The organism is Sabulibacter ruber (assembly GCF_017355955.1).
Classification (GTDB): Bacteria; Bacteroidota; Bacteroidia; order Cytophagales; family Hymenobacteraceae; genus Nibribacter; species Nibribacter ruber_A.
Genome location: NZ_JAFFID010000004.1, coordinates 114,057 through 127,096 on the forward strand (window position 1 = coordinate 114,057; position 13,040 = coordinate 127,096).

The window sequence follows — 13,040 nt, forward strand, 5'->3', positions numbered from 1 at the left end:
CTACGCTGTAGGTAAATTCCCCACTGGCAGCGGCCTTTTATCTCAAAACCTTCCTGAATGTCTCTTTCTTTATGGTTACAAGATCCGGCGGGCAAGCGAAATGTCCGGTTCTTGTTTGGCTTGTTTTTTCTTTTGCTGCCCTTTACCTCAACGGGGCAGAAATTCACCGTCAGCGGGTACGTGCGCGATGCCAAAACCGGCGAAAACCTCATTGGCGTAGCCATTCTCAACTCGGTTACCGGGCAAGGCACCGCCACCAACGCCTACGGGTTCTACAGTTTAACCCTGCCCAAAGACTCAGTCAAATTAGTGGCCTCGTATGTGGGTTATGAGCGTGGCTTCTTCTCCACTTACTTAGACAAAGACCTGCAGCAGAATCTGATGCTATCGCCGGTAACCACCGCTTTGCGCGAAGTGGAGATTGTGAACACCCGCCAGGAAGACGTGCGCGAGAGCACCCGCATGAGCACCATCAACATGAGTGTGGCCCAGATCAAAGCAGTACCCGCGCTGTTTGGCGAAGTAGACGTGCTCAAGACTCTGCAATTGTTACCGGGGGTGCAGTCGGGCGGCGAGGGAACCAGCGGCTTGTACGTGCGCGGCGGTGGCCCAGACCAGAACCTGATTCTGCTGGACGGGGTGCCGGTGTACAACGCCTCGCACTTGTTCGGGTTTTTCTCGGTGTTCAATGCCGAGGCACTGAACAATGTGGAGTTGGTGAAAGGCGGTTTCCCGGCCCGTTATGGCGGAAGGTTGTCCTCGGTGCTGGACATCTCCATGAAGGAAGGCAACATGAACGAGGTAGATGGTGAAGGCTCCATCGGGCTGATTGCCTCCCGGCTCACGGTGGGTGCGCCCATCAAGAAAGACGTGGCTTCCTTCATTGTATCGGCGCGCCGCACCTACATTGATTTGCTGGCCCGGCCGTTCATGAACAAAGAAGAAGGCGTGGGTGGTTATTATTTCTATGACCTGAACGGTAAGCTGAACTGGAAAGTAAGCGACAAAGACCGCCTGTACCTGAGTGCTTACACCGGCTACGATAAGTTCTACGCCACCACTGAGCGCAGCGGCACCGACGATGAAAAAAGCCAAGCTGGTTTAGGTTGGGGGAACCTTACCTCGGCGTTCCGCTGGAACCGCATCCTCAACCAGCGCCTGTTCCTGAATACTCACCTCACCTACACCAAATACCAGTTTGACATCAGCAGCGAGGAAGAGTCGCGGTACCAGGGCGAGACGTATGACTATAAACTGAAATACCTTTCCAACATCCGCGACCTGAGCGCCAAGTTGGACTTTGACTACATTCCCAACCCCAGCCATTATATCCGGTTCGGGACGCAGTACGTGCACCACCAGTTTCAGCCGGGCGCGCTGCAGGTGCGGGACACCAACGGCGGCGATGCCGAAGACCTCAACGTGAACACCCAGAAAACCAATGCCCAGGAAGTTGGCTTGTACGTGGAAGATGATCTGCGCCTTTCTGAACGCGTGAAGGTGAACGTGGGCGTGCGGGCAAACGGTTTTTACGTGAATAAGGAGTTCTATTCCTCGATGGAGCCCCGGGCCTCGGTGCGGTTCATCGCTAATGAGAAACTGAGCCTGAAAGCCTCGTACGCCAACATGACCCAGTTCATCCACCTGCTCACCAACAGCGGCATCGGGCTGCCCACCGATCTTTGGGTACCGTCCACGGATAAGATCAAGCCCCAGCGCTCGCACCAGGTGGCCTTGGGCGCTACCCGCACCATCGCCAATGACAAGCTGGAGGTAAGCCTGGAAGGGTATTACAAAACCATGCACAACCTCATTGAATACAAAGAGGGCGCCTCGTTTATTGGCATTTCCAACAGCTGGGACACCAAAGTGACCACCGGCAAAGGCTGGGCGTACGGCATGGAGCTGTTCCTGCACAAGAAAGTGGGCCGCACCAACGGCTGGATTGGCTACACCCTGGCCTGGTCTAACCGGCAGTTTACAGAGCTGAACCGCGGCGAGAAATTCCCTTACCGCTATGACCGGCGGCACGATTTTGAAGTGGTGGTGATCCATCAACTGAAGCCGAATCTTACCTTATCGGGCACCTGGGTCTATGGCACGGGCAACGCCATCACCTTGCCCGAAGCCCGCTACGTGGTAGGTGATGCCTACTCTGGCGGCTACGGCGGCACCCAGACGTACAATGATTACGGGGCCCGCAACGGCTACCGCATGGCCTCTTACCACCGCGCCGACATCAGCCTGAGCCACACCAAGAAGAAACGCTGGGGCGAGGTAGTCAATAATATCAGTTTCTACAACGCCTATAACCGCAAGAACCCTTATTACATCTATGTGGAGGCAGGCGCGAAAGAAGGAGATCCGGCGGTGTTCAAGCAGATCAGCCTGTTTCCTGTGTTACCGTCCATCAGCAAGACTTTTAAGTTTTAGAAAATAATGTTACAGTACGTTTATGCCCTGTTTTTGGGGAAACAAGTGAAAAACAGCCTTGTGGGAATATGGGTGCTTTTTTTAGCCGGAGCGTTGGCGGGCTGCGAGACCGTGGTAGAGGTGGAGGTGCCAGAGCATACCCCCAAACTGGCGGTACAGTACACCCTCAACACCGATGACCCGAACAAAAACATGTTTGTAGGCCGGAGCCAGCCTGTGTTGTCCAATGATGAGCTTTGGCGTACCGGGTTGGTACGAGATGCCTCCATTACCATCAAAGACATCGCAGGAGCGGTAAAGCAGCAGTTTGTTTTCACGCCCAATGAGTACAATGCTGAGTTCGGGAATTATACCCCAACAGGTTGGTTTGTGCCGGAGCCGGGCCAGCAATATACGCTCACCATCAGTGCCCCCAACTTTGAGACCGTGCAAAGCACCTTAACCATGCCCGCGCCGGTGCCCGTGGTGTCTACCACTTTCCAGCCCGATTCCAAGAACGGACGGTTCAACCTATCGGGCATGCTGCGTATCCAGTTCAACGACCTGCCGAACCAGCAAGACAATTACCGCCTGATGGTGCAACTGCTGGATAACACCGGCAAGCCCCTGGGCTATGCCTTCTCCACCGAGGAAAACGATGATATCTTTGGCGAAGAAATTGAGCAGATTGAACTGTACAAAGTCTTTGACGATGGCTGGGCCAACCAGGGCGTAATCACGTTTTCGGGTAAGATCGGGTTTTACACCGGCGATAATCCGCCAACCCAGTTAGAGGTGGTTCTGCAGCACGTCACCCGTGACCTTTTCCTGTATGAGCGCTCCAAGGACAATTATACCGAAGACAACCCCTTCGCTGAGCCGCTGAACCTGTACAGCAACATCCAGAACGGCTACGGCAATTTTGGAGGAATTACCGTTACAAAGTTCAGGATCAGGCTTTAAGAAGCTGCCGCAGATGTGCCTTCTTCCATAAAACAGAAAGGCCGCTTACTCCAGGTAAGTGGCCTTTCTGTTTTATGCCTGTTTTCTGAAAAGTAGCTTCAGAACGGTTAGAAGATAGCCCGGGCTACGGCGGCGGTGGCTTCAGACTTACTCATGGTGTAGAAGTGCAGGCTGGGCACGCCGAATTCCATCAGTTCTTTACACTGCTGAATGGCCCACTCAATTCCTACTTGTTTCACCGCTTGCGGGGTCTGGCAGGCCTCTACCGCATTGACCAGATCCTCAGGGAAATCAATTTTGAAGAAGCGCGGCAAGGCGTTCAGTTGCCCTTTGGTGGTGAGCGGCTTCAGGCCCGGAATGATGGGCACGTTAATACCAATGGCTCGGCAGGCTTTCACAAAATCAAAGAACTTCTGGTTGTCAAAGAACATCTGCGTGATGATGTACTCCGCCCCTAGGTCTACTTTCTGTTTCAGGTACCTGAGATCGGTGGCCAGGTTGGGGGCATCTGAGTGCTTTTCGGGGTAACCGGCCACGCCAATGCAAAAATCGGTAGGCACAGGGTTTTCCATTTCCTCGTCCAGATAGACGCCGTGGTTCAGCTGTACTACCTGTTGGATAAGCTCAGACGCGTGGGCATGCCCGTCTTTGTGCGGCCGGAAGCCGGGTTCGGTTTTCACGGGGTCGCCGCGGAGCAGCAGCACGTTATCGATGCCCAGGAAGTTGAGGTCCATGAGGGCATTCTCGGTCTCTTCCCGGCTGAAGCCCCCGCAGATGATGTGCGGCACGGCATCCACGTGGTACTTATTCATAATGGCCGAACAGATACCCACCGTGCCCGGCCGTTTCCGGATAGTGATTTTCTCCAGCAGCCCGTTCTCCCGCTCTTTGAACACGTACTCCTCACGGTGGTACGTCACATTGATGAACGGCGGCTTGAACTCCATCAACGGGTCAATGCCTTCATAAATGGACTGAATGCTGGTGCCTTTTACGGGCGGCAGAATCTCAAACGAGAAAAGGGTTTTGTTGGCGTTTTTTAAGTGCTCGGTAACTTTCATTGAAGTTATTGTCTTAGGCCAAGGCCTTTCTTATTGCTTTTGTTTTGACTCTTTCTCCCTTCTTTTTGTCATCCTGAAAGGATCTTGTGAGCGAACGGTAGCAGCGCTTCTTTAACGCTTTTCTAGTTTGCCCACAAGATCTTTCCAATATGACAGAAAGGGGAGTAGAGTCATTCTAAAGGTAGTCTTCCGTTTCGGGGCTGTTTTCCTCAAAACAACCCCGAAACCGAAAGCTTAGTAATTCAGATTTGGCGACAGCCAGCGTTCCACTTCCTCCACAGTCATGCCTTTGCGCTGGGCGTAATCCTGCACCTGGTCTTTCTCGATCTTGCCCAACCCAAAGTACCTTGACTGCTTGTGCGCGAAGTACAACCCAGACACCGCCGCGGTAGGCAACATGGCCAAGCTCTCGGTCAAGGTGATGCCGGTGTTCTGCTCCACGTTCAGGAGTTGGAACAAGGTGGTTTTCTCGGTATGGTCCGGGCAGGCGGGATAACCGGGTGCCGGGCGGATGCCTTGATACTTTTCTTTAATCAGGTCCTCGTTGGTGAGGTTTTCCTCCGGCTCGTAGGCCCACAGTTCCTTCCGCACAATCTCATGCAGTTTCTCCGCGAAGGCTTCGGCCAGTCGGTCGGCCAGGGCTTTGGCCATGATGCTGTGGTAATCGTCGTGGTCGGCTTCAAACTGTTTCACCAGGTCATCCAACCCGATTCCGGCAGTTACCGCAAAACCACCCACGTAATCCTGCAGACCGGTTTCTTTGGGTGCCACAAAATCAGCCAGAGCCAGGTTTGGTACGTTCGGTCCTTTCTGGCCTTGCTGGCGCAGGGTGCGGAACGTGGTCAAAACCTGAGAGCGGTTCGCATCAGCGTAGACTTCCACGTCATCGTCACCAATGCTGTTAGCCGGGAACAAGCCAGCCACGCCGTTGGCGGTGAGCAGCTTTTCGTTTACAATGCGTTTCAGCAGGGCTTGGGCATCGGCGTACAGTTTGGTGGCCTCGGCGCCAATTACTTCGTCCTCCAGCAGTCTTGGGAATTTGCCGTGCAGCTCCCAGGCCTGGAAGAAAGGCGTCCAGTCAATGTACGGCACCAGTTCCTCCAGCGGGAAGTTCTGGAACACCTGCACGCCTTGTTTGGCTGGGGTATACACGTCCTCGGCTTTCCATTCAATGGGCAGCTTATTGGCGCGGGCCTCGGCCAATGGCAAATATTTCTTCTCTTTCTGACGGCTCAGGTAACCTTCGCGCATCTGGTCGTACTCCGTCCTGATGTCCTGCGTGAATTTCTCTTTCTGGTCATTGCTCAAAAGAGAACCCACCACCGGCACACTGCGCGAAGCATCCAATACGTGCACCACCGGACCGTTATACGCCGGCGCAATTTTTACGGCCGTATGGGCGCGGGACGTGGTGGCACCGCCAATCAAAAGCGGCACGTTGAAGTTCTGGCGCTCCATCTCCTTGGCCACGTGCACCATCTCGTCCAGTGACGGGGTAATCAAGCCGCTGAGGCCAATCACGTCTACGTTCTGCTCGCGGGCCACGTCCAGGATTTTATCGGCGGGGGTCATCACGCCCAGGTCAATCACCTCGTAGTTGTTGCAACCCAGCACCACGCCCACAATGTTTTTCCCGATGTCGTGCACGTCGCCTTTCACGGTGGCCAGCAGCACTTTGCCAGCGGTACGCGGTCCCGTTTCCTCGCCGTTTTCGGCAGATCTGGCTTTTTCCTCTTCAATGAACGGCAGCAGGTAGGCAACGGCTTTCTTCATAACGCGGGCGCTTTTCACTACCTGCGGCAGGAACATTTTGCCTTCACCGAAGAGGTCACCCACCACGTTCATGCCGTCCATGAGCGGACCTTCAATCACTTCCAGCGGTTTGCTGTACAGGTGGCGGGCTTCTTCCACGTCCTGGTCAATGTATTCTACCAGCCCTTTCACCAACGCGTGCGTTAAACGCTGCTGCACCGGTTCCTGGCGCCACGCCTCGTCACGCACTACTTCCTTGCCTTTGTTTTTCACCGTCTCGGCGAATTCCACCAGGCGCTCGGTAGCATCGGGGCGGCGGTTCAGGAGCACGTCTTCCACGCGCTCCAGCAGGTCTTTCGGGATTTCCTCGTAGACCTCCAGCATACCCGCGTTCACGATGCCCATGTCCAGCCCGGCTTTGATGGCGTGATACAGGAACACAGAGTGCATGGCCTCCCGCACGGGATCATTGCCGCGGAACGAGAAGGAAATGTTACTCACCCCACCGCTTACTTTGGCGCCCGGCAGGTTCTGCTTGATCCAGCGGGTGGCGTTGATGAAGTCAACGGCGTAGTTGTTGTGCTCCTCAATACCGGTAGCCACGGTGAGGATGTTGGGGTCAAAGATGATGTCCTCGGCGGGGAAGCCTACTTCTTTGGTTAAAATATTATAGGCACGCTGGCAGATCTGGATGCGGCGCTCGTAGTTGTCGGCTTGGCCTTCTTCGTCAAACGCCATCACCACCACGGCGGCGCCGTAGCTGCGTACTTTGCGGGCGATTTCCCTGAATTTCTCTTCGCCTTCTTTGAGCGAGATGGAGTTCACAATCGCTTTCCCCTGCACGCACTTGAGACCAGCTTCAATCACGCTCCACTTAGAGGAATCGATCATGATAGGCACGCGGGCGATGTCTGGTTCAGAGGCGATCAGGTTCAGGAACGTGGTCATGGCAGCTTCTGAGTCCAGCATGCCTTCGTCCATGTTCACGTCAATGATCTGTGCGCCGTTCTCCACCTGCTGACGGGCTACCGCCAAAGCTTCCTCGTACTGCTCGTTCAAGATCAAACGCGCGAATTTCTTGGAACCGGTCACGTTGGTGCGTTCTCCGATGTTCACGAAGTTAGAACCCTCAAAAATGGTAAGCGGCTCCAGACCCGAGTAAGTTGGTACGGCCGGTAATTGCGGCAACGGGCGCGGTGGGTATTCTTTGGCAATCTCGGCGATGACCTTGATGTGCGGAGGCGTGGTACCGCAACAACCACCCACAATGTTCACGAAGTTGTTCTCCAAGAAATCGCGGATGTGCTGGCCCATCTGCTCGGGTGTCTCGTCATACGCCCCAAAGGCGTTAGGAAGACCGGCATTAGGGTACGCGCTGATTCTGAACTTAGAAGCCTTGCTCAAAGACTGCAAGTGCGGACGCAACTGCTTGGCACCCAGGGCGCAGTTAAAGCCCACGCTCAAGAGTGGCATGTGCGATACCGAGTACAAAAACGCTTCCACGGTCTGGCCGGAAAGGGTACGTCCGCTGGCATCGGTAATGGTACCAGACACCATCAAAGGCAGGCGCTTGCCCGTTTGCTGGCTATATTGGTCAATGGCGAACAAAGCCGCCTTGGCGTTGAGGGTATCAAAAATGGTTTCCACCAGGAGCAAATCCACGCCGCCGTCTACCAAACCTCTTACCTGCTCGGTGTAGGCGTCTACCAGCTCATCGTAGGTGATGGCGCGGTAACCGGGGTTGTTCACGTCTGGTGAGAGGGAAGCGGTACGATTGGTGGGCCCGATGGCTCCGGCCACAAAACGTGGTTTGTCTGGCGTTCTGGCGGTCCACTCATCGGCGGCCTCCCGGGCAATACGCGCCGACTCGTAGTTCAGTTCGTACACCAGGTCCTGCATGTCGTAGTCGGCCATGGCGATGAAGGTGCCGCTGAAGGTATTGGTTTCGGCAATATCGGCGCCAGCCTCAAAGTAGAGGCTGTGGATTTCCTTGATGATGTGCGGCTGGGTGATGGAGAGCAAATCGTTGTTGCCCTTCACATCTTTATGGTAGTCTTTGAAGCGTTCGCCGCGGTAATCTTCCTCTTGGAGGTTGTACCGCTGGATCATGGTGCCCATGGCACCGTCTAAGACTAAAACTCGTTTCTGTACTTCTTCCTCAATGCGGGTCATCTTGTGCAAACCTAAAGGGTTAGTTGCGGCTCAAGAAAGGGCAGAGGAAAGTGGCGGGCGCAGGTAGGTAGGGACTCCGTCACTTATCTCCCCCGGCGCATAGGTGCAGCGGGTAGGACGTAGCACCCAACTGAATTGGGTTGCTAAGACATCACAGGGCCTAGTCCCTCCGTCTTTCTTGATAAGCATCTGCAAAGATACAGCCTGATGTTGGATTCTGCAAATGAGTAGGTTGGGGATTGAAAGGATGAAGTCAGGCGTTTTGAGGCTGTTTTCAGAAAGAATGGCCTAAAACAGAAATGGCCTGAACCGGGCTGGAAGCAGATGCATCCAATGTAGCTGTGCAGAGTGATCTGGCCCGGTTATTCTATCTCAGAGAAGGTGGTTGATGAATTGGGTGGATGTATCTAATACCAGCTGAAAATAATGGCGCCCAGCATGATGAGGATGCCCACTGTCTGCAGAAAAGTGCTGGTGGTAATAGCCTGGAGGTTGATCAGTAAAATCATCAACGCCGAACCATTCGTCATCAAGGCACTCTATTCAAACATAGGGGTTTTGGTTCCCAATCTGCTGGTGAACAGTACGTACAGCTTATAAACAAGGGCTGATAGAAATACCAGTAAAATTCCCGTCAGGGAGAGGTGTAAATCATCGGTAGTAACCCTATGGATAGGTGCCTATTTCAGCCATTCGGCAATAAGATCCACAATAAGAGCATGTACGCGGTTTAGTACCGCTATGCCAATCAGGAAGGCCGGCAGGAAAAGGATAAGATGAAAGGCTTGTTTTACGCCTCGCTTGTTCTTTTTCCATTCCCACCGATAGGCAAACAAGTAGATGATGGCGAACAAGGCGAAGTACCCAATGACATAAGGCATCATGGTGGATTGTCTTTAGAAAGCAATTAAGCTGTTCTAAGATAGCAAAATCAAAGTGGAATAAAACAGGCCCGGGGTGTAGGGTGGGTAAAAAGAAAAAGCCTGCACAAGGCAGGCTTTTCAAGTAGGTTCGGGGAAGCATTAGAGTGTGTAGCGGACGGTCAGAGCTCCGTCGCCATACAAGAAGAGGCCGTCTCGGTTGGTTTCGAAAAATGGCTTAAAATCGATACCTACTGAAATCGGAATCTCCGTAATCTGATATTCCAAACCTACAATACCGTCTATCCCCACCGTTGTGAGGTTTCTGTCATATGAATCTGCGTAATGCCTGCTGGAAGGGCTGTGGTAGTACCGGCCGCGGAAAAAACCAACGTGGGCCCCGCCTCCGTAAAACCATTGTAACCCTTGTACGCCAAAAGCCGGGGCATGTATTTCTGCCAGGCCCGTCAGCTGAAAGCCTCTGCGGCCAAACCCGGTTCCCAGAATTCCTTCAAAGGCCAAATCATCTCTAAAGAAGTATTTGCCAGTGATGCCGGCGGCGTAGCCTCCCACCCGGAGACCGATGCCCGCCGTTTGGGCCTGGGCTGTTTTCAGGTTAGCAAGGCTCAACAGCACTAACGCTAACCCAAAAATAAGATGTTTGTTTCTCATAGTAAAAAGATTCTTTGCAAAAGATAAGAGACAAGTTTGCTCCTATACAACTACTCAGAACCGGCTATTATTTTACCTGTGGAGAAAAACAACCCGAACCGGCTTCTGAGGTATCTTACTGAAGCCGGTGCTGCAAAGTTAACTTTTTTTGTAGGATTGCAGGTATGCCTCGCGGGAAGTGCGTTGCCCCACTAACCGGAAGAAGCTGATTTTGTGTTCGGTATCTTTTTTCAAAGCTCGGGCAAACGGGTCTTTTTTCTGACCGTGTTCCTCAAAATCTCGCACGTATTGGTCCCTGATCAGCTCAGCGGCGGGTAACAGTTCGGCGGTTTTGATCTGCACCAGGCCCGTCTTTTCCCATAGTTTGCGCCACCAGGCCACCGAGTGGATGTAGTACCAGTAAGCCTGAAAATCCTGCTGCAGAAAGTCTGGTACCTGGTCAATGGTCTCAATCTCTTCTTTGAAGCACACGTCCACAATGCCAATGTAGCCCTCGGGTTTCAGGAACCGGCAGATGTAGGGCAGGTACTTGTCATCGGTGCCAAAGTAGGTGTAAGAGTCAATGACCAGCACCACGTCAAAGAATTCCTCGGGGAAGGGCAGGGAACGGGCATCGGCTTGCAGCGGAAACACCTGGTTCTCCAGATTCTCTTCCAGCACCCGTTTGTAATTGGCCGTGGCTGAGATGGCTTCGTCTACCGCCCAAACCTGCACCCCAAATTCTTTGGCCAGAAAGATGGAACTGGCCGCCTTGCCGCAGCCCAGGTCCAGCACGCGCATGCCTTTTTTAAGCGGAATAAGCGAGGTAATGCTTTCTAGGTTGAACAGCACATTTTCACCCATAGAGTGTTCCCGTACCCACTTAGGGTCATACTGGGTACTGCGGGGAAAATGGTGTTTGATCTGGTGTTGGGCGGAGTCCATGAAGAGTTCGTATTTCTACTGACTCTACGCAAGGTAGGGGAGAGTGGTTAGTCAGTTGTCTTGTTTCAGGTAAATCCTGTGCAACCTACCGGCTGATAGAAGGGTCGGGTAGTAAACCAGGAGAAATTAACTTTTAAAAGCGATGAGCTATCCCCCCAATCCCACTAAACCCATGAAAAGCATCTTCCCCCTTTGCGGTTTCCTTTTGTTATTGCTGCTCTTTGCCGCTGGCTGCGAGCAGGAAGACGTAGAACCAGACCAAAACCAGGACACGGTGGCGGGCAAAGGCATCCGGAAACAACAGAAATACCTGCTGCGCACCGTAGAATGGAAAAGCTTCGGTCAGACTGCCGCTTACACCTACAACGCAGATAGTACCATTAAGCAGGTAGGCCAGGTAGACGGAAACAACGCTATCTACTTCACTTACCAGAACGGCGCTCTGGTTGAGATGGCTTTAGAAGGTTCTGATTACAAAAACAACTACGCGTACAATGCCGCCGGCCAAATGCTTACCTGGACCCGCGCGAAGAAGCAGCCGACAAGTTATGGCTCTACCTATCTGTTTGAATACAAATATAACGGCAACGGTACGGTCTCTGAAATGGATTACTTTAAGATAAACGAGGCCGGAAAACAACTGGTGTACCACAACCAGTATGAGTACAATGCCCAGAAGTTATTGTCAAAAGTAACCGCCACCGCCCGCAACGGCCAGAAAATTGTCTGGACCATAGAGAGCTATTCTGAACCTTTCGACTTTGACCCCTGGGTATTCATTAGCCATGACCTAAGCGAGAAGTATGAGCTCTACAACTACCCGGTACTGAGCAAGCTTACCAGGCTGCCCAGGAAAATGACCAAAACCGTGATCACGCAGGGGCAGCCCGCCCGGGTAGAGCAGGTGCTCACCACAGACTTCACTATCTCCCAGGAGAAACTGGAAAAGATGGTGAATTCAATAGAGTACCCTGCCCATCCTGAGTTAAACGCCAGCTCAGAGGTGGTGTATTCCTATTACTAATCTATCAACTATAATCCCATAAAATTGAAAGAGTCTTTGATGATTCTGGTGGCAGGGCCTTACCGCTCTGGTACCCAGGATAAGCCCGAACTGATCCAGAAGAACGTGCAGTTGATGCAGGAAGTAGCGCTGGAAGTATACAAACTGGGCCATTTACCGGTGTTAGGTGAATGGTTTGCGTTACCGCTGCTGGAGACCGCCGGTTCCAAGCAAATAGGAGATGCGGTGTTTAACCAGATTTTTCACCCGGTGGCCGTACAACTGCTGGATTTCTGCGGAGCGGTGCTTCGGGTGGGCGGGCCTTCGCAGGGCGCAGATGAAATGTTGAAGGTAGGCCTCGAGAAAGGCAAACGCATCTTTTATTCCCTCTCAGAAATACCCATGGTAGAAAAGGCAGAAGCGTCATTGGCGGGAGAGTAATGGCCGTAATGTCTTCAAACCAGGCAGGCTTCCGCGTCTCTGATTGACACCGTTTTGGGGCTGTTTTACAGAAACCGGCCCTAAAACGGTGCTAGTAGACTTTTATGAATAGTACAGCATCTGCTTATTGGAGTGAATCAGCACGCCGCCGCCGTCTTGTTTGGCGGCTTCCAGCATGGCTTTAGCCACGGTTTTGGCAGGAATGGCCTTGTACTTCTTTAACGGGCCATTGAACAGGAACCCGAAGACCTTGGCAAAGACAGCCGCCGCTTTTTCGCCGGGCCTCATTTCCTCTCTTTCGCCTAAGAGCAAAGAGGGTTGGAAAATGTGCACAGCCGTAAACGGAAGCGGTTTTATGGCTTGTTCCATCTCGCCTTTCACGCGGTTGTAGAAGATGCGGGAGTGGGCATCGGCTCCTAAGGCAGACACCACCAGAAACTGCGTGGCAAAGTGAGAAACCGTGATTTTAGCCAGGTTAATCACATAGGTGTAGTCTACTTCCCTGAACTTCTCTTTTGAGCCTGCTTTTTTGATTGTAGTGCCTAAACAGCAATACACGTCATCGGCAATGAGGCTGTGGCGGTGCTTCTCCAGGTTATTGAAATCTACAATAATCTGCTGCAGTTTGGGGTTCTGGATGGGCAGGGTTCTGCGGCCCACCGAGATCACCTTATTGTAACGAGGGCTCTGCAGTAACAGCTGCAGGCAGTGACTGCCTACCAATCCGCTGGCACCGGCAATAAGCGCAACTTTAGGAGACACCATGATTCCGGGGTAAGA

11 protein-coding genes and 1 riboswitch are annotated in these 13,040 nt (G+C 53.0%); of the genes, 4 read left to right on the forward strand and 7 right to left on the reverse strand.

Annotated elements, in window-relative coordinates; genetic code table 11:
• Positions 1-57: 57 nt before the first annotated feature.
• Positions 58-2,433 (forward strand): TonB-dependent receptor, encoded by a 2,376-nt coding sequence (locus JT719_RS18630; protein ID WP_207435253.1) that lies wholly within the window; start codon positions 58-60, stop codon positions 2,431-2,433.
• A 6-nt stretch (positions 2,434-2,439) separates the two neighbouring features.
• Positions 2,440-3,375: a DUF4249 domain-containing protein gene (locus tag JT719_RS18635; protein WP_207435254.1), complete on the forward strand. Its 936-nt coding sequence runs from the start codon at positions 2,440-2,442 to the stop codon at positions 3,373-3,375.
• A 107-nt stretch (positions 3,376-3,482) separates the two neighbouring features.
• Here the strand turns inward: JT719_RS18635 and metF are convergent, their stop codons facing one another.
• The 6 genes from metF to JT719_RS18660 form a co-directional block, all read right to left on the reverse strand.
• A complete protein-coding gene (gene metF / locus JT719_RS18640) occupies positions 3,483-4,436 on the reverse strand; it encodes a methylenetetrahydrofolate reductase [NAD(P)H] (protein ID WP_207435255.1) in 954 nt (317 codons plus the stop codon).
• A 234-nt stretch (positions 4,437-4,670) separates the two neighbouring features.
• Positions 4,671-8,360: a methionine synthase gene (gene metH, locus JT719_RS18645; protein WP_207435514.1), complete on the reverse strand. Its 3,690-nt coding sequence runs from the start codon at positions 8,358-8,360 to the stop codon at positions 4,671-4,673.
• 80 nt (positions 8,361-8,440) lie between these two features.
• A riboswitch (SAM riboswitch) is annotated at positions 8,441-8,548 on the reverse strand.
• A gap of 219 nt (positions 8,549-8,767) precedes the next feature.
• A complete protein-coding gene (locus tag JT719_RS25445) occupies positions 8,768-8,890 on the reverse strand; it encodes a hypothetical protein (protein WP_278251888.1) in 123 nt (40 codons plus the stop codon).
• A gap of 150 nt (positions 8,891-9,040) precedes the next feature.
• Positions 9,041-9,244: a hypothetical protein gene (locus JT719_RS18650; RefSeq protein ID WP_207435256.1), complete on the reverse strand. Its 204-nt coding sequence runs from the start codon at positions 9,242-9,244 to the stop codon at positions 9,041-9,043.
• A 138-nt stretch (positions 9,245-9,382) separates the two neighbouring features.
• The gene (locus JT719_RS18655) at positions 9,383-9,892 is read right to left on the reverse strand and encodes a hypothetical protein (RefSeq protein WP_207435257.1); all 510 of its coding nucleotides are present in this window, start codon (positions 9,890-9,892) and stop codon (positions 9,383-9,385) included.
• 138 nt (positions 9,893-10,030) lie between these two features.
• Positions 10,031-10,816 (reverse strand): SAM-dependent methyltransferase, encoded by a 786-nt coding sequence (locus tag JT719_RS18660; protein ID WP_207435258.1) that lies wholly within the window; start codon positions 10,814-10,816, stop codon positions 10,031-10,033.
• A 172-nt stretch (positions 10,817-10,988) separates the two neighbouring features.
• On the opposite strand from JT719_RS18660, the gene JT719_RS18665 reads away from it, so the two are divergent.
• Together JT719_RS18665 and JT719_RS18670 are read left to right on the forward strand one after the other, a co-directional pair.
• Positions 10,989-11,840: a hypothetical protein gene (locus tag JT719_RS18665; RefSeq protein ID WP_207435259.1), complete on the forward strand. Its 852-nt coding sequence runs from the start codon at positions 10,989-10,991 to the stop codon at positions 11,838-11,840.
• Between the two features lie 24 nt (positions 11,841-11,864).
• The gene (locus tag JT719_RS18670; RefSeq protein ID WP_242693353.1) at positions 11,865-12,260 is read left to right on the forward strand and encodes a DUF4406 domain-containing protein; all 396 of its coding nucleotides are present in this window, start codon (positions 11,865-11,867) and stop codon (positions 12,258-12,260) included.
• Positions 12,261-12,362: 102 nt separating this feature from the next.
• On the opposite strand, the gene JT719_RS18675 is transcribed toward JT719_RS18670, so the two are convergent.
• A complete protein-coding gene (locus JT719_RS18675; protein WP_207435260.1) occupies positions 12,363-13,025 on the reverse strand; it encodes an oxidoreductase in 663 nt (220 codons plus the stop codon).
• Between the last annotated feature and the right edge of the window lie 15 nt (positions 13,026-13,040).

Coding starts and splice junctions, on each gene's coding strand:
- JT719_RS18630 (WP_207435253.1), top strand. CDS start 58: ATGTCTCTTTCTTTATGGTTACAAGATCCGGCGGGCAAGCGAAATGTC.
- JT719_RS18635 (WP_207435254.1), top strand. CDS start 2,440: ATGTTACAGTACGTTTATGCCCTGTTTTTGGGGAAACAAGTGAAAAAC.
- metF (WP_207435255.1), bottom strand. CDS start 4,436: ATGAAAGTTACCGAGCACTTAAAAAACGCCAACAAAACCCTTTTCTCG.
- metH (WP_207435514.1), bottom strand. CDS start 8,360: ATGACCCGCATTGAGGAAGAAGTACAGAAACGAGTTTTAGTCTTAGAC.
- JT719_RS25445 (WP_278251888.1), bottom strand. CDS start 8,890: ATGACGAATGGTTCGGCGTTGATGATTTTACTGATCAACCTCCAGGCT.
- JT719_RS18650 (WP_207435256.1), bottom strand. CDS start 9,244: ATGATGCCTTATGTCATTGGGTACTTCGCCTTGTTCGCCATCATCTAC.
- JT719_RS18655 (WP_207435257.1), bottom strand. CDS start 9,892: ATGAGAAACAAACATCTTATTTTTGGGTTAGCGTTAGTGCTGTTGAGC.
- JT719_RS18660 (WP_207435258.1), bottom strand. CDS start 10,816: ATGGACTCCGCCCAACACCAGATCAAACACCATTTTCCCCGCAGTACC.
- JT719_RS18665 (WP_207435259.1), top strand. CDS start 10,989: ATGAAAAGCATCTTCCCCCTTTGCGGTTTCCTTTTGTTATTGCTGCTC.
- JT719_RS18675 (WP_207435260.1), bottom strand. CDS start 13,025: ATGGTGTCTCCTAAAGTTGCGCTTATTGCCGGTGCCAGCGGATTGGTA.